The organism is Tissierella pigra (assembly GCF_018917845.1).
In the GTDB taxonomy this organism is placed as follows: domain Bacteria; phylum Bacillota; class Clostridia; order Tissierellales; family Tissierellaceae; genus Tissierella; species Tissierella pigra.
Genome location: NZ_JAHLPJ010000001.1, coordinates 830,494 through 845,885 on the forward strand (window position 1 = coordinate 830,494; position 15,392 = coordinate 845,885).

The following is a 15,392-nucleotide window of genomic DNA, read 5'->3' on the forward strand; positions in this document are numbered from 1 at the left end:
TAATGAGCTGGGGAATAATAGGTACTTGGAGAATGGCTTTAGAAGGAATAGTAGAGGCAGAAAAACTTTTAAAAGATGGACAAACATCAATAGATGCTATTGAACTGGCAGTAAAGATGGTAGAGGATCATCCAGAATATAGGTCAGTAGGCTATGGAGGATTGCCAAATCAAGATTGTGAAGTTGAACTTGATGCAGCTTTTATGGATGGAGATACCCTCTCTATTGGGGCAGTAGGAAGTATTAAGGATTTTAAAAATCCAATTTCAATAGCAAGAAAACTAATGGATGAAAAATATAATATATTTTTAGTAGGGCAAGGTGCTGAAAAATATGCACATACCATGGGATTTGAAAGAGTAAATATGCTTACAGATTACTCAAAGAAGGAATGGGAAAAAAAGAAAAGTCAGGTGAAATTAGATAAACTTAAAGCATATGATGGACATGATACTGTTGGAGTAGTTGGACTAGATAAAAATGGGAAGATAGTTGCTGCCACATCTACCAGTGGGCTTTTTATGAAAAGACCTGGAAGAATTGGAGACTCACCATTATCAGGTTCAGGATTTTATGCAGACAGCGAAATAGGAGCTGCCAGTGCCACTGGAGTAGGTGAAGATATAATGAAAGGTTGTATCTCATATGAGATAGTACGTCTTATGGAAGAAGGACTTCATCCACAGGATGCTGCAGAAAAAGCTGTAAATAAATTAAATAAAAAATTGATTTCAAAAAGAGGAAAAGCAAAAGATATTTCTGTAGTATGTATGAACAATAAAGGACAATGGGGTGTAGCAACAAATATAAGTAAGTTTTCTTTTGTTGTAGCAACTGAAACTGAAAAGCCTACAGTATATATTGCATCTTTTAACGAAGGCAAAACCACTTATGTGAAGGCAACCCAAGAATGGATTGATACTCATACAGAGTAGAATAATAAAGAAATCATTATATAAATTTAAAATCGATAAATTGGGGCAAGAAAAATCGAGATTATTTTTTATGATTAGTATATTATATAGTCTAAAGGAGGAAATAAGTACAGTGGAATGGATTGAACGTGTTAATAATGTTGTCAATTATATAGAAGAAAATATTGATAAAGAAATTTCCTATGATGAAATTGCAAAACTTGCAGTATGTTCTGTATATAATTTCCAAAGGATGTTTTCCTATATTGCAAATCAATCTTTAAGTGAGTATATTAGAAACAGAAGACTTACACTAGCAGCTTTTGATATTCTAAATACCAGAGAAAATATAATTGACATAGCATTAAAGTATGGATATAATTCTCAAGATGCTTTCACCAGAGCATTTAGAAGGTTTCATGGTGTGCTTCCATCTAAAGTACGGACAGAAGTGGTCAGTCTCAGAACATGTCCGAAGATTTCCTTCCAAATAACTATTACAGGAGGTAATCATATGAATTATCAAATTGAACAATGGGCAGCATTTACTATTTCAGGAATAAGAAAAAGAATTGAAACAGAAAAAGCATTTCAAGTAGTTCCTAAGATTTGGCAAACAGCAGGGAATGATGGTACAATGAACCGATTATTTGAACTTTTGAGTCAAGCAGATATGCGTCCAGTAGGACTCCTTGGAGTCAGTGCAGGAGGACAATGGGGAGATTCAGAGGAAATGGATTATTATCTAGGGGTGACGACTTATGTGGATGTACCTGAATGTACTAAAGTAATTACTCCTGAAGATATGGATGAATTACAATTACCTAAAGCTACATGGGTAATAATTGAGGCTAATGGAGAATTGCCAGATTCTATTCAAAATGTGTATAAAAACTTTTATACAGAATGGCTGCCTAACTCAGGTTATGATTTAGATGATTTGCCTGTAATAGAATGTTATTTACAAGATAATAGACAAGAAGTATGGATAGCAATTAAACCAATCTGTAAATAAGTTGGGTCAAATAAAATATAGAAAGATGTTTTAATTTCTTTAGAGGAAAGGAAGTCATATATGAAAAAGAAAGTTTTAATAATGGGTGGAAGTTATTTCATAGGTAAGAAAATAGTAGATGTTTTTTGTGAAAATAAATATGATGTTTTTACTCTAAATCGTGGAACTAAAGTTAAGGATTTAGATAATGTGCATAACCTAATATGTGATAGAAATGATATGAAACAAATGGAAAATATCCTTTCCCAATATAAGTTCAATATTGTTATAGATGTATCTGGTTTAAATAAAGAACAGGGAGAAATCCTATATAAATCTCTAAATAAACAAGAACTAGAATCCTTTATATTTATTAGTTCAAGTGCTGTATATGATGTAGATATCTTGGAGTTTCCTTTTAAAGAAAGTGATTTGTTAAAAGAAAATACTTATTGGACATCCTATGGAAAAAATAAAATAGAAGCTGAAGATTATTATATTGAAAATTTCAGAGATTCCTCTATAGATCTTATTATTTTACGACCACCTTACGTTTATGGAGAAAATAATTATGCTCAAAGGGAAAGTTTTATCTTTGATCATATTTGCAAAGATAGACCGATTATTATCCCAAATCCAAATACTTATCTGCAATTTATTTATACAACAGATTTGGCTAATATTATTATAGAATTGCTTAAAGCCAAAAAAGAAAAAGTATCTATATTCAACGTTGGGAATAAGAAGCCCGTTACTATTAAAGAATGGATCGAATATTGTGCAGAAGTAGTTGGTAAAGAGGCTAAAATAATTGAGTATGATTATAAGTCTAAAGGACGTAAAGAAAGGGACTTTTTCCCCTTTTATGATTATAGCAATGTATTAGATGTAGATAAAATCAATTATATCTATAGTGAAGAAACAGATTTTATAATGGGATTAAAGAATAGTTATAACTGGTATTTAACAAATAAAGACAGCATATCTTTTAAAGAAGATATTATTTGTGTTGAAGAAGAGATTTTTAAGGAATTAGGAATTAATACTAATAAATAAAATTGGAGGTAAAAAACATGAGTAAAGTTTTATCTAAAAAATTCAAATTATCTATTTTAATTATATTAGTATTATTAGTTTCAACAGGTTGTATGCCAGGAGATGGGTCGTATAATTCACAAAAACCTGCTAATTTCTTATCAGGTATATGGCATGGATGGATAGCGCCGATTTCATTGATATTTTCAATAGGTAAAAGTAATATTAGAATATATGAAACAATAAATACTGGATTTGGGTATGATTTAGGGTTTTATATAGCCATAATAAGTGGATTTGGTGGATTATCTTTATCTAGGAAAAAAAGAAAAGGAAATTAAAAATTAGATAAGATAAAAAAGATAGATGGAATAACCCATCTATCTTTTTTATATATAAACAAAGTATAAATTTCTGATTATCTTTTTATATATTCTTATATGCTGGCATAGCTTTATTCTAAGACTTTTCGAGCATTTTTACTATCTGTAGATACTTCACATTTCCTTTATATATTTTCTTATGTCTTGGCTGTCAAAAGTGGTAAACAAGTAGGAAATTCAATTATTACTACTAAGCGACAAGTTGTTACTGTTACTTACTTCGTTCCATATATATCACCTCGAGCTTTTATATAGTTTAGACGGGTTTGTTGTGAACAATCTCATATTTTATCCCATCTAAATCCTTGAAAAAAGTCGCATAATAGTTTGGTCCATGTTCAAGAAATATTTGGGGGGGATATACTATGTTTGCTCCAATAGCTTCAATTTTTTGATACAGTTCATCAACTTCTTTTCTTGAATCAGCTCTAAAACCCAAATGATGAAATGCTCCAGGTTTACGTCTGTGAACAGTATCGTTTATATAAGCTGTTCGCGGAGAGCAGATTGCAAAATCTATATTTTCGTGCCAATACTCTATAACATATAGATCATGTTCTTCAATTATGGCACTTACTTTTTTTTAAAGGTCAAATCCTAAAATTGGCATAAGCTTATCATAAAATTGTTCTGCCTGTTTGATATTTTTCACTGTTATTTGAATATGGTCTATGATAGGTTGCATAATTACCTCCTTTATTTTGTTAACCAGTATTTTGAGCCATCCTGTGTACGTTCCATAAAACCATACATAATTAAATAGCGTCTAATGCTTATATAATCCTCAAAAATTGGTTTTAAGATTTGATTAACTTCTTTTTCACTATAATTTTTACCTTTTTCAAATTGCTCAGCTATCTTAGTAAGAATAACAACCTTTTTCTTTTCTTTGGGCGAAAAAGCTTTCAGAACAAGGGGGGATAGACTACTGAAAAATGTATCTAAAATATTCTGTTTTTCTTGCTCTGTAATTAAATAACGATCATCTACATATATAGCATTATTATGAATAGGAACTATAGCATTTTCTACAGGTGTTTTTGTTTCAAAAACTTGCTCATATATAGATAAATATAATTTTGCCTGTTTTGCTTTTTCTCGGAACGTAAAGCGTTGCCTTCTAATAGTTGCCTCTGTAATCCCTAATTTTTTTGCCATATCCTTATCAGACATTCCAGAGCTAAAGAGAGTTAGCAATTCTTTTTGATTCTGGGTTAAAGTGTTGTATTTTGTTTCGGAAGTAATTAATTGTGATAAATTACTTCCATGGGTGGCTTTTATGTGTTTAGCAGCAGCGTGTTCGGCCACATAAAAATTGTTGTCAATTGAAAAAATCTGTCCAACTTCAAAGCGTTGCTCACAATAGTTGCAAATATAGGTATCACTTTCTTTATTATACCTATAACCTTTCTTCAACTCATCTAATGTAAGTTTTCCGTAATCCATATCTATGGTTCTCCTTTTACATTTATAAACATATTGTAATATTGTTTATAAATATTGTCAACAATTAATTTCATCGTAACGTAATATGAGGAAGATATTATGAAACTTTCACTACCTATTTTTAATAGATAAATACTTTATTACAGTGTAGATAAGTCATATGCTCAATAACTTATCTACACTATTGGCTATATCATTTAATTATTTTTCAGTTACCTTCACTATTTCTAGCACCCAATCAAATTGTGATACTTGCGTTGCTTTGGTCTGCTAGTCGAAATACTTCACTGCTAGCAAAGCTCATTCATAAGTAGTAAATTAGTAGTCAATTGAGAGGTTTTGACCTTGATAAAATGTGATAAGTCCAGTGCTTATTCGGATAATTAGATTTTTATACTATTTTTAAATAAAAAAATTCTATAAAAAGAAGGAATTTAATAAGAGTTATAGAATAAAGTAATAGATAGATTTTCTATAGAAGCTTTTACTAAATGTATGAATATTGGATATGAAGATAGTGGCATTACATTTCATATAATGCATCCACCTTTGACTGATACAAAGTCATCTTCGCCATTTCCAATTCCGAAAGAATTTAAAGCATCTTCTGAGAAAGTAGGAAAAGGGTTTATTAAAAATATAGACAGCAAGAAATTTATCATTACTCCTTCATTTGCTGATAAAATATCAGTAAGATTTAGTTATGCTTTTTCATTACCAATGGGAAAAATTCTTGTGAAAATGACGAAGAAAGCAACAGTGGATTTAAAGTAAAAAGTTAGATAATATATTATACCAAGAGATCAAGAGAAAGGAAGTATGTTAATGACAAAATTAATTTTTGTTAGGCATGGAGAACCAGACTATTCAAAGGTAAGTAAACGGAAATATATAGGACATGGAAGAGATTTATCAGAACTAACTTTACTTGGAAAAGAACAAGCTAGAAAAGCAGCTAGAGATAGGTTATTAGATGGTTCAGAATTGATAGTTTCTTCTCCATATACAAGAGCTTTACAAACAGCAGCAATTATTTCTAAAGAACGAAACTTAGACATTGAGATAGAGCTAGATTTACATGAATGGCTGCCGGATTTAACATTTACATTTGATTCAGATGAATTTGCAATAAATGCCAGTAGACAGTGTGCAGTTCATAAAGGTATATGTCCTGAGAATATAGAAAAGAAGTGGGAGAATCTAGAGAATTTGTTTATTAGAGCTAATCATAGTTTAAAGAAATATTTAGAGTATAATAAAATTATTGTTGTAAGTCATGGGATGTTAATGAGACAGTTTAAATTTGAAAGACAGATACCTTATTGTGGAATTATTGAAGTAGAATATGATGAAAATTTTAAATGGTGTGGTTTTATAGAGGATAATTAATATATTAGGATAAAATGATGGCAGTAAAAAAGGAAGTGTTTATTTGAATGTATTAAAACATATTTATCAAGAATTGTCATTACTAGGACTATCTCATGATAAAATAGATAATTTGAAAGAGATTAGAAATCAAAATGGAGTTTATCTCTATAGGATAAAATATAAGAATAAAGATTTAGTGATTAAGTATTTTGAAAAAGATGAATTTAGAAGGGAAATTAAGTATTATGAAATCTTAAAAAGTCTAGATATACCTATAATAGAAGTAATGGGATATACGGAAAATACTTTATTAATGGAAGATTTGGATAAAAGTCTACATTATCGCCTAGGGATTGAATCTGATCTTTCAGACATAGAGGTAGCAAAAGCTTTGGCATCATGGTATAAAAAATTGCATTATGAAGGGGTAAAGTTTTTAAAAAACAATGATAGGAGGTTCTATAAGGAGATTGATTATATAACAAAAGAGAATCTAGAATTGATTATGAATAAAACAAATACTAGAGATAATAAAGTATGGCAGCTTTTAATCGAACATTTAGATTTAATATTTCTAAAGATTGAGGAATTTGAGGAAACTTTTACTTATAATGATTTTTATTGGACTAATCTAGTGGTTAGAAAAGATAAGAAAGAGGCATTTATGTTTGACTATAATATGTTGGGAGTAGGATTTAGATATAGTGATATAAGAAATGTCTGCTCTTCTTTATCTGATGAGGCTGGTAACATATTTATAAGTGAATACGGAGAAATAAATCAAAATGAAAAGAAGATAGATGAGGTTATTTCAATTTTGGTTAGTTTAATACAAGCCTGCAAGAGAGATATATTTCCAAATTGGGCAAATGAGGCATTAGATAAAGTTGACAATGGGGAATTGTATAAGGGGATATTAAATATACTTTAATTTATAGAGATAATTCTAGAGTAAGAATAGAAATGTATAAGAACATAGTATCTGAGAAGATCTAAATGAATAGTAAAAAATTTAAAGGAGGATAAACATGAAATTAAAAGAAATAGAACAATATATATTAGGATTATTTACTACTGGAGACAATGAAAACTTTCATGAAGAAAGTGGGATAACAGTAAGAGGTACAGAAGATATAAAAAGAGTTGGGTATTGTACAAATTTAACACTTGAAACCATTGAAGAAGCAAGAAAGAATAATGTTGATTTAATAGTAACTCATCATGATGCCTGGGAATTTATATATGGGCTGAAAGAATCCTGCAAAGAAAAGCTTTTAGAATATAGTATCTCACATTATTTTAACCATCTTCCATTAGATGATTCCGACTTTGGAACGAATAATTCTTTAATTGAAAAGTTAGGATTAGAAATTATTGAAAAGACTCATAAAGAAGAAGGATTTTTCTGCGGAAGAGTTGCTGAATTTAGAGAACCTATCAATTTTAAAGACTTAGTTGAGAGGATAGAAATCGTATTAGAAGAACCAGTACAATCATGGCAATTTAATGATAGAGAAATAAAAAGAGTAGGTTTAGTTTGTGGTGGTGGAGGCTTTACTACAGATGTACGAGAAGCAGTAGAAAGAAATTGTGATGTTTATATAACCGGTGAAAAAGTATTATATACAATTGAATATGCAAAATTCGTAGGGATAAATTTAATAGTAGGAAGTCATACTTTTACTGAAGTATTTGGAATCCAAAGTCTTGCTAAGAAGATTAAGGATAAATATAAGGATATTGAAATAGTTAGATTAAAAGAAGAACACTTAGAAACAACCCAAAATTCAATATAGGTATAATAAGAAAATATATATTTCAAGTAAATTATGAAGTATCTAGAAATAGAAAAGACGAATGGAATCCAGTAGCAAAAATTAGAAAATAGGTTCAAAGAATAAACGGGTTAGGAGATAAGTATGAAGAAGATAATAAAAAGTAAGAATGAATTTACTAAAATCATGATTCTATCTTTAATTATACTGGAGCAGGGGATTAAGATAATAGTCAAAGCTTACTATGGTGTGAAAGCTCCAATAATAGAAAATATATTATACTTTGCACCTGTTTTAAATGACAACTATTCATATATAAACTCATTATTTAATTTGGGTTGGGGTAGGATTTTTCATATACTTCTTGTAATATTTGTTTTGTTTTTTAGTTACTATGCTTTTAAATATTTAGAAGCTAAAGGTACAAAGAATTCAATGATTAATACAATGAAGATATTTTTATTTGCAGGGACTATATGCTCATTAATAGACAAAGTTTTTTGGAATGGGAGTCTAGACTATATATTATTAAAAGGATTCTTTGTATTTGACCTAAAGGATTGTTATTTAACTATTTTTGAAGTATTAGTAATTATACTAATAGTAAAAGATAGGAAAAAGGCTTCTAAAATCAATGATAAAGAACTGTTAAAGGATTATATTAAATTTATTAAAAATGATTTTCTAACAAGAGGAGAATAGTTAAAAAAGTTGTAGAAAAAACTCCTACAACTTTTTTAACTAATTAAGATTATTTTTTAGTATAATAGACTAACATTTCATATTTTACCATTCAATGGAGATCATGGATTTATTGATGGAAGTTAAGTCTTTTGCACCAGTTAATATCATAGTTTGAAGAAGTTGGTTTCTCATATCTTGAATTGTCAAAGAAACACCTTCCCTATAGCCACCGAAAGCACCAATAACAATAGGTCTGCCTATTAAAATTCCATCTGCACCTAAGGCAATCATTTTAAACACATCTACTCCTGTACGGATTCCTCCATCTACAAGAATCATTATCTTCCCTTTAACAGCTTCAGCTATTTCAGGTAAAACTTTAGCTGTAGACTGTGCATGATCCAATACTCTACCTCCATGATTTGATACTACTATTGCCTTTGCACCAACTTCCACAGCTAATAGAGCTTCTTCTTTTGTCATTATACCTTTTAATATAAAAGGCAAATTAGTAGAGGATATAATTTCTTTTAATTCTTCTACAGTTTTAGGTCCAACTGGAGTACCTTTTAAAGCCATAGTAACAAGTCCAGCACCATCAATATCCATTCCAGCTGCAATGGCATTGATATTTTCTGCTTTCCTTAATGCTTCTATAACAACTTCATTTTTTTTAGGTTTTATAATAGCAACACCTTTACCATGAACTTTTCTAAGAGCGTCAATGCCAGAATCATATAACTCTGGAACAGCAGAATCTCCAATCATGGCTATAGTACCAGCAGTTAAACTGCCATTTACTACACTATCTATATACTCATCCTCACTTAAAGCACCACCCATATTAAATTCAGTACCAGTTATTGGAGCACTGATTATTGGCGCATCAAGTTTTATATCAAAGAAATTAAAATCTAAGTTAGGTTCTTTGGCCTCATGAATAGTTTTAAGCCTTACTTTAACCTTATTTAAATCCTCTATATTAGATTTGAAAGCAGAGCCTGTCAGTGAACCTCCCATTCCTGGAACTTCTCCTGCACAAGCAACACCATTACATACAGGACATACTCTACAATATCCCTTCATTTTTTCTTTTGCAATTTTTCTAACTTCATTTATATTCAAATTCAACCCCTCCTATTAGTTATAATTAATATAATAACAATTGTATTATACAGAAGATATACAAAACTTTAAAGTTTGTTTAAAAACAATAAAATATTATAAAGTTAAGGTCTAGTAATAAGGTCAAGCTCAATAGGCTTACCTATTTCAATGCTATTATCTTTTACAATGGAATCATATATAAGTACTTCAACTCCATTTTCTTTAGCAAGTTTTAAAGCTTCAGAAAATTTACTATCCATCTCCCAATGAGGTCTAAATAAATCGGGACCTTTCATTTGCACTAGAAAAAATATTATTCCTCTATAGCCTTCCTTTGTTGCTAAAATCATTTCTAATATATGTTTAGTCCCTCTTTCAGTAGGTGCATCTGGAAACATAGAAATACCTTGATGTTCTAAAGTAACTCCTTTTACCTCAATAAATCCTTTTTGATTTTCAGATTCAAAATATATATCAAACCTAGAATTGCCAAAACTAACTTCTCTTCTGACTTTGCTTAAATCTGTAATTTCAGGGATTTTATTTTCTTTAAGGGCTTGATAAACAACTGCATTAGGAACTTGAGAATCCATATTTACTAACATATCTCCTTTCCAAACAGATATAAGAGAGTATTTAGTTTTTCTATTTGGATTATCACTGCAATCCTCCAGTATAACTTTTGCCCTTGGTAAAAGTAATTCTCTACATCTTCCAGTATTTTTAACATGAACAGTTTCTTCTTTTCCATCTATTAAAACCTTAGCTACAAACCTATTAGGTCTTTCTAAAAATATTCCTTTTAAGATTTTTTTATACTTCATATTTTCTCCTTTTACAACTAGTATTTAATATATTGATTTTATCATCATAGACTATATATATCAAATTTTCCATTTTAAGTACTCATGAAGATATAGATAAAGATATTGAAATCAACAGCAATTATTTCTAGAAAATAAAAATTAGGTATTGAGATAATATAAATTTAAAAAGGTTGCCAGTACAGTAGGTTCATATTTCTCGAATCCCTTAAAACATACAGAAAGATTAAAGAAAATAAAGAAATATTCAATAAACTACTAAAGTTGATGAAAGGAAAATCCTATAGAAGAAAAGAAGGAATTTTGAAACAAATATAGAATATTATAATATATTATATTTTTTATAAAGGAGAATTCTAATGAAAAGATTTGAAGAAAACAGAAATTTTATGAAATCAGGTTTTATGGAAGATATTTTGTCTGACCAGAAAAAGCAACTTCCCCAACCACCACTTCAAAAACCTTATGATAATGATTCCGAAATAATTGATTTACCAGAAATAAATAGAGAAATTATATCTAAGAAAGATATACACAATTGTATTGCAGATAGGAAAAGTCATCGTGAATATACAACTGAAGCTTTAACTATAGATGAATTGTCATATCTTTTATGGGCTACTCAAGGAGTAAAGGAAATTAGAGGAGATAATTATGCAACAGTAAGACCAGTGGCATCAGCTGGAGCAAGACATCCTTTTGAAACTTATTTGGCTATTCAAAATGTACATGGGCTTAAAGAAGGAATCTATAGATACCTTTCATTGGAACATAAACTTTTATTTTTATATGAAGAAAAAAATATAAAAGATAAAATAACAGATGGAACTTTGGGACAGAAATTTGCTGGAAGTGCTGCAGTAAATTTTATATGGAGTTGTATACCATATAGAGGAGAGTGGAGATACGATAAACGTTCTCATAAGGTAATGTTAATAGATGCAGGACATGTGTGTCATGCCTTATATATTGCTTGTGAAGTGCTAGGATTAGGTACTTGTGCCATAGCAGCATATGACCAAAATCTTATGGATAAAATGATAGATGTAGATGGAGAAGATGAGTTTGTAATTTACATGGCTCCTGTAAGTAAAATTTAATTGTTTATAAACATTATTAAGTCATTACATAGCCTCAAGTAAGGAAAACTTGAGGCTATATAAATTTAAATTATTATAATTATTTTAAATAATGAAAGGTTTTGAGAAAAAATCTTGATTTCATCAGTATATATATGGTATCATAAGACAATTTACTTTTGAAACTTATGAGGTGATATTTATGGTAAATAAAAAGATAAGAGATTATGGAATAAATATAGGTACTTTCTCAATAGGTAAAAATAACTCTATTACTGATGTAAAGGGAGTAAAGGTAGGACATACAACTTTAGATAATGGGGACATAAAAACTGGAGTAACAGTGATACTACCCCATGATGGGAATATATTTAGAAAAAAGCTAATAGCTGCCAGTCATATTATAAATGGATTTGGAAAATCTACTGGTCTTGTTCAGATTGAAGAACTTGGTACTATAGAAACACCTATAGTCTTAACTAATACCCTTAGTGTAGGAGTTGCACATGAAACCTTAATAAGATATATGCTAAAGCAAAATGAAGATATTGGAGATACAACAGGTACTGTAAATCCTATTATATGTGAATGTAATGATGGTGTAATAAATGATATTAGAGGTCTTCATATAAAACAAGATCATATCTTTGATGCCATAGAGAAATGTGATGTTGAATTTGCTGAGGGAAATGTTGGAGCTGGTACAGGTATGATTTGTTATGGTTTAAAAGGTGGTATTGGTTCATCATCTAGGATTATTGAATTAGGAGATAAAAAATATACAGTGGGAATATTGGTTTTAAGTAATTTTGGCTCATTAGAAGATTTTATTTTAAATGGAGAACATATAGGACCTAAACTTGTTGAAAAGATTAATCAAAAAAATTCAACAGAAGAAAAAGGGTCTATAATTATACTATTGGCTACAGATATTCCCCTATCTTCAAGACAGCTTAAAAGAATTATAAAGAGGGTATATCCTGGTATATCAAGGACTGGTAGTTATACAGGCAATGGAAGTGGGGAGATAGTCATAGGATTTTCAACAGCTAATATAATTAAGCATTATGAAGAAGATAATGTAGTTGATATTAAGGTAATTAATGAAAATAAGATAAATAAAGTTTTTAAAGCTATAGTTGAAGCCACTGAAGAGGCAATATTGAATTCATTAATATGTTCCACTAGTTCTGTTGGTAGAGATGGGAAGAAAGTATATTCATTAAATGAATTGATATAACTATAGAAAGGATGAATCAGTATGAATATAAATATAAGAAAAGCAGAAGAGAAGGATTTTGAAGATATATGGAATATATTTAAAGATGTTGTAGTGAAAGGGGACACCTATGTATTCTCTCCAAATTCTAGTGAAGAAGTAGCATATGACTATTGGTTTGGAAATAAGGTTATATCCTATGTTGCAGAATGTGATGGAAAGATTCTTGGAATGTATAAATTAATTGCTAATCAACCTGATTTAGGCTCTCATGTATCAAACGCATCATTTATGGTTTCGTCTGAATCTCGAGGAAAAGGACTAGGCAGACTAATGGGAGAACATTGTTTAAAGGAGGCTAAAAAAGCAGGATTTAAGGCAATGCAGTTTAACTTTGTAATTTCTACTAATACTAAAGCTGTAAATTTATGGAAGGGTTTGGGATTTGAAATTGTAGGTACACTTCCTAAAGCATATAGACATTTAGAATTGGGATATGTAGATGTATATGTTATGTTTAGGGATTTAGATGATATAGAGGTATAGTTTTATTCAAGTCTTTATTTAAGGAAAAATTCATGTAATGTAAGTGCTTATTATATGAACATAAGGAGGAGAGTTTGTTGTACTACGGAGATAAAGTAAAATTAAGAGCATATAAAAAAGAAGATATTAAGTTGGCTTATGAATATATGAATGACAGTGAGGTAAAGAAGTTATTAGTAAATAAAATACCCTATCCCATGATACTTGAGGAGGAAGAAAAATGGTTTGAAAGTCTTTTGAATTCTAAAGATACTTATAATTTTGCCATAGAAGATTTAGAAACGGGAAAATATATTGGAGGCTGTGGAATAAACAATGTTAATTGGTTAAACAGAGTAGCCATAATAGGAATATATATTGGAGATAAAAACTATTGGAGTAAAGGATATGGTACAGATTCAATAAGGACTTTAAATAAGTTTATATTTGAACAAATGAATATAAATAAGATTAAATTAAATGTATTTGCATTTAATGAAAGGGCAAAAAAATGTTATGAGAAATGTGGATTTAAAGTTGAAGGAATTTTAAAGCAAGAACTCTTTAGAGATGGTAAATATTGGGACGAGTATTCCATGGCTATACTTTTTGAAGAATGGAGGAATCTTGAATTGAGTAACTTATAATAATAGTGTTAAAAACATATTCCAACTAATAAGGGGTGAAGTAAATTGAATCAAGAGGAAAGAATGTATGTTGTTGGAAATCAGAAAATAAAAGTAGAAAGAGAACTGACGGGACAATGGATTTTAGATATTGGCGGAGGTGGAGAAGGGATAATAGGATTATGCTATGGTAATAGGGTAATTTCCATTGACCCAAGGATAGATGAGTTGGAAGAAGCTCCTGAAGAACCCCTAAAAATAGTTATGGATGCAAAAGAATTGTCTTTTTTAGATAATACATTTGATTCTGTAACATCCTTTTTTACATTAATGTATATAGATAATAATTATCACGAAAAGGTTTTTAAAGAGATATATAGAGTATTAAAGGATAATGGAGAATTTGTTTTGTGGGATGCCATGATACCAGAATATGATGGTGGTATAAAAGATATTTTTGTAATCCAGCTTGAAATAGAAACTCCTATTAGATTAATTAAAACTGGCTATGGGATTTCAAGAAAAGATAAAGTTCAGGATATTGAATATTTTATTGACATTGGAGAAAGTATTGGATTCAACGTAATAAAAGAGGAAGTAAGAGATAAGGTGTTTAAAATAATATTTAAAAAATAAATCGCAATCATTTAAGTAATATATATTTAAGAGGTGAAAATCATGAAAAAAATTGGAATTATAGGTGCTATGGCTCCAGAAATTGAGTTATTAAAAAATAAGATTAATATTAATAAAGAAGATAATATTGCTGGATTTGATTTCTTTTTAGGTTCTATAGATGATAAAGAGGTTATCATAACCCGCTGTGGTGAAGGTAAAGTAAATGCAGCCTCATGTACACAAATTTTAATCGACAGATTTCAAGTAGACAGTATTATAAATACAGGAATTGCTGGAGGATTACATGAATCAGTTAAAATATGCGATGTAGTAATATCTAACAATGTAACACATCATGATGTAAGAAAGGGCTCAGATGGAAAATTGTTTTCCCTATAGAGATTGTTTTGAATCTGATAAAAAATTAATTGAAATTGCTGTCAACGCATGTAAATCACATTATAGTGAAAATTGGAATTATCATATTGGAAGAATAATAAGCGGAGAAAGCTTTATTCAAGATAGCAAAATAAAGAAAAATCTACTTAGAGACTACTCACCACATTGTGTTGAAATGGAAGGATCTGCAATAGGACATGTTGCTTATATAAATAATATACCTTTTGTGGTCATCAGAAGTATATCAGATAATGCTGATGATGAGGCTACAATTAGTTATAATGATTTTGAAACTATTGCGGCTAATAAATCAGCAGAAATCGTTTTGAGTATGCTGCAAATGTTGTAATATTATATAGTTAAGGAATATTCTAAGGAATAATGATTGGAGTG

The 15,392-nt window shown here is 29.6% G+C and carries 21 protein-coding genes; 16 read left to right on the forward strand and 5 right to left on the reverse strand.

Annotated features, from left to right (window positions below; all coding sequences use genetic code 11):
- The first annotated feature begins 2 nt into the window (after window positions 1-2).
- From KQI41_RS03980 to KQI41_RS03995, 4 genes are all read left to right on the forward strand, one after another.
- A complete protein-coding gene (locus KQI41_RS03980) occupies window positions 3-935 on the forward strand; it encodes a glycosylasparaginase (RefSeq protein ID WP_154439304.1) in 933 nt (310 codons plus the stop codon).
- 112 nt (window positions 936-1,047) lie between these two features.
- The gene (locus tag KQI41_RS03985) at window positions 1,048-1,929 is read left to right on the forward strand and encodes an AraC family transcriptional regulator (protein ID WP_216584912.1); all 882 of its coding nucleotides are present in this window, start codon (window positions 1,048-1,050) and stop codon (window positions 1,927-1,929) included.
- A 60-nt stretch (window positions 1,930-1,989) separates the two neighbouring features.
- On the forward strand, window positions 1,990-2,964 hold the full coding sequence (locus KQI41_RS03990) for an NAD-dependent epimerase/dehydratase family protein (protein WP_154439302.1): 975 nt from the start codon (window positions 1,990-1,992) through the stop codon (window positions 2,962-2,964).
- A 17-nt stretch (window positions 2,965-2,981) separates the two neighbouring features.
- Window positions 2,982-3,284, forward strand: coding sequence for a hypothetical protein (locus KQI41_RS03995; RefSeq protein WP_154439301.1), 303 nt, complete (start codon window positions 2,982-2,984; stop codon window positions 3,282-3,284).
- A 298-nt stretch (window positions 3,285-3,582) separates the two neighbouring features.
- Here the strand turns inward: KQI41_RS03995 and KQI41_RS19250 are convergent, their stop codons facing one another.
- From KQI41_RS19250 to KQI41_RS04005, 3 genes are read right to left on the reverse strand one after another with little or no spacing between them, the layout of a single operon-like run.
- A complete protein-coding gene (locus KQI41_RS19250) occupies window positions 3,583-3,894 on the reverse strand; it encodes a VOC family protein (protein WP_342366209.1) in 312 nt (103 codons plus the stop codon).
- A 15-nt stretch (window positions 3,895-3,909) separates the two neighbouring features.
- On the reverse strand, window positions 3,910-4,011 hold the full coding sequence (locus tag KQI41_RS19375; RefSeq protein WP_412034776.1) for a VOC family protein: 102 nt from the start codon (window positions 4,009-4,011) through the stop codon (window positions 3,910-3,912).
- An 11-nt stretch (window positions 4,012-4,022) separates the two neighbouring features.
- Window positions 4,023-4,772, reverse strand: a complete 750-nt coding sequence (locus KQI41_RS04005; RefSeq protein WP_154439300.1) for a DUF2087 domain-containing protein — start codon at window positions 4,770-4,772, stop codon at window positions 4,023-4,025.
- A gap of 495 nt (window positions 4,773-5,267) precedes the next feature.
- On the opposite strand from KQI41_RS04005, the gene KQI41_RS04010 reads away from it, so the two are divergent.
- The 5 genes from KQI41_RS04010 to KQI41_RS04030 all read left to right on the forward strand — a co-directional run bounded on the left by KQI41_RS04010 (window position 5,268) and on the right by KQI41_RS04030 (window position 8,620).
- On the forward strand, window positions 5,268-5,546 hold the full coding sequence (locus KQI41_RS04010) for a hypothetical protein (protein ID WP_154439299.1): 279 nt from the start codon (window positions 5,268-5,270) through the stop codon (window positions 5,544-5,546).
- A gap of 51 nt (window positions 5,547-5,597) precedes the next feature.
- Window positions 5,598-6,161: a histidine phosphatase family protein gene (locus KQI41_RS04015; RefSeq protein ID WP_195837923.1), complete on the forward strand. Its 564-nt coding sequence runs from the start codon at window positions 5,598-5,600 to the stop codon at window positions 6,159-6,161.
- 43 nt (window positions 6,162-6,204) lie between these two features.
- Window positions 6,205-7,074, forward strand: coding sequence for a phosphotransferase (locus KQI41_RS04020; RefSeq protein WP_154439297.1), 870 nt, complete (start codon window positions 6,205-6,207; stop codon window positions 7,072-7,074).
- A 97-nt stretch (window positions 7,075-7,171) separates the two neighbouring features.
- Window positions 7,172-7,939 (forward strand): Nif3-like dinuclear metal center hexameric protein, encoded by a 768-nt coding sequence (locus KQI41_RS04025; RefSeq protein ID WP_154439296.1) that lies wholly within the window; start codon window positions 7,172-7,174, stop codon window positions 7,937-7,939.
- Between the two features lie 123 nt (window positions 7,940-8,062).
- Window positions 8,063-8,620 (forward strand): signal peptidase II, encoded by a 558-nt coding sequence (locus KQI41_RS04030; protein ID WP_154439295.1) that lies wholly within the window; start codon window positions 8,063-8,065, stop codon window positions 8,618-8,620.
- Window positions 8,621-8,704: 84 nt separating this feature from the next.
- Here KQI41_RS04030 and KQI41_RS04035 read toward each other — a convergent pair whose 3' ends face one another.
- Both KQI41_RS04035 and sfsA read right to left on the reverse strand, forming a co-directional pair.
- Window positions 8,705-9,727: an alpha-hydroxy-acid oxidizing protein gene (locus KQI41_RS04035; RefSeq protein ID WP_154439294.1), complete on the reverse strand. Its 1,023-nt coding sequence runs from the start codon at window positions 9,725-9,727 to the stop codon at window positions 8,705-8,707.
- A 104-nt stretch (window positions 9,728-9,831) separates the two neighbouring features.
- Window positions 9,832-10,533 carry a DNA/RNA nuclease SfsA gene (sfsA, locus tag KQI41_RS04040; protein WP_154439293.1) on the reverse strand — a complete coding sequence of 234 codons (702 nt, stop codon included), beginning with the start codon at window positions 10,531-10,533 and terminating at the stop codon, window positions 9,832-9,834.
- Between the two features lie 359 nt (window positions 10,534-10,892).
- On the opposite strand from sfsA, the gene KQI41_RS04045 reads away from it, so the two are divergent.
- The 7 genes from KQI41_RS04045 to mtnN (KQI41_RS19070) all read left to right on the forward strand — a co-directional run bounded on the left by KQI41_RS04045 (window position 10,893) and on the right by mtnN (KQI41_RS19070) (window position 15,348).
- Window positions 10,893-11,633, forward strand: a complete 741-nt coding sequence (locus KQI41_RS04045) for a SagB/ThcOx family dehydrogenase (RefSeq protein WP_154439292.1) — start codon at window positions 10,893-10,895, stop codon at window positions 11,631-11,633.
- A gap of 181 nt (window positions 11,634-11,814) precedes the next feature.
- Window positions 11,815-12,852: a DmpA family aminopeptidase gene (locus KQI41_RS04050; protein WP_154439291.1), complete on the forward strand. Its 1,038-nt coding sequence runs from the start codon at window positions 11,815-11,817 to the stop codon at window positions 12,850-12,852.
- A gap of 21 nt (window positions 12,853-12,873) precedes the next feature.
- The gene (locus KQI41_RS04055) at window positions 12,874-13,377 is read left to right on the forward strand and encodes a GNAT family N-acetyltransferase (protein ID WP_154439290.1); all 504 of its coding nucleotides are present in this window, start codon (window positions 12,874-12,876) and stop codon (window positions 13,375-13,377) included.
- A gap of 77 nt (window positions 13,378-13,454) precedes the next feature.
- Entirely contained in the window at window positions 13,455-14,003 is a 549-nt protein-coding gene (locus KQI41_RS04060; protein WP_154439289.1) for a GNAT family N-acetyltransferase, read from the forward strand.
- Between the two features lie 45 nt (window positions 14,004-14,048).
- Window positions 14,049-14,618, forward strand: a complete 570-nt coding sequence (locus KQI41_RS04065) for a class I SAM-dependent methyltransferase (protein ID WP_154439288.1) — start codon at window positions 14,049-14,051, stop codon at window positions 14,616-14,618.
- A 42-nt stretch (window positions 14,619-14,660) separates the two neighbouring features.
- The gene (gene mtnN / locus KQI41_RS19065) at window positions 14,661-14,999 is read left to right on the forward strand and encodes a 5'-methylthioadenosine/S-adenosylhomocysteine nucleosidase (RefSeq protein WP_216584914.1); all 339 of its coding nucleotides are present in this window, start codon (window positions 14,661-14,663) and stop codon (window positions 14,997-14,999) included.
- Entirely contained in the window at window positions 14,977-15,348 is a 372-nt protein-coding gene (gene mtnN / locus KQI41_RS19070; protein WP_216584915.1) for a 5'-methylthioadenosine/S-adenosylhomocysteine nucleosidase, read from the forward strand. The genes mtnN (KQI41_RS19065) and mtnN (KQI41_RS19070) overlap by 23 nt, the downstream gene beginning before the upstream one ends.
- Window positions 15,349-15,392: the final 44 nt, after the last annotated feature.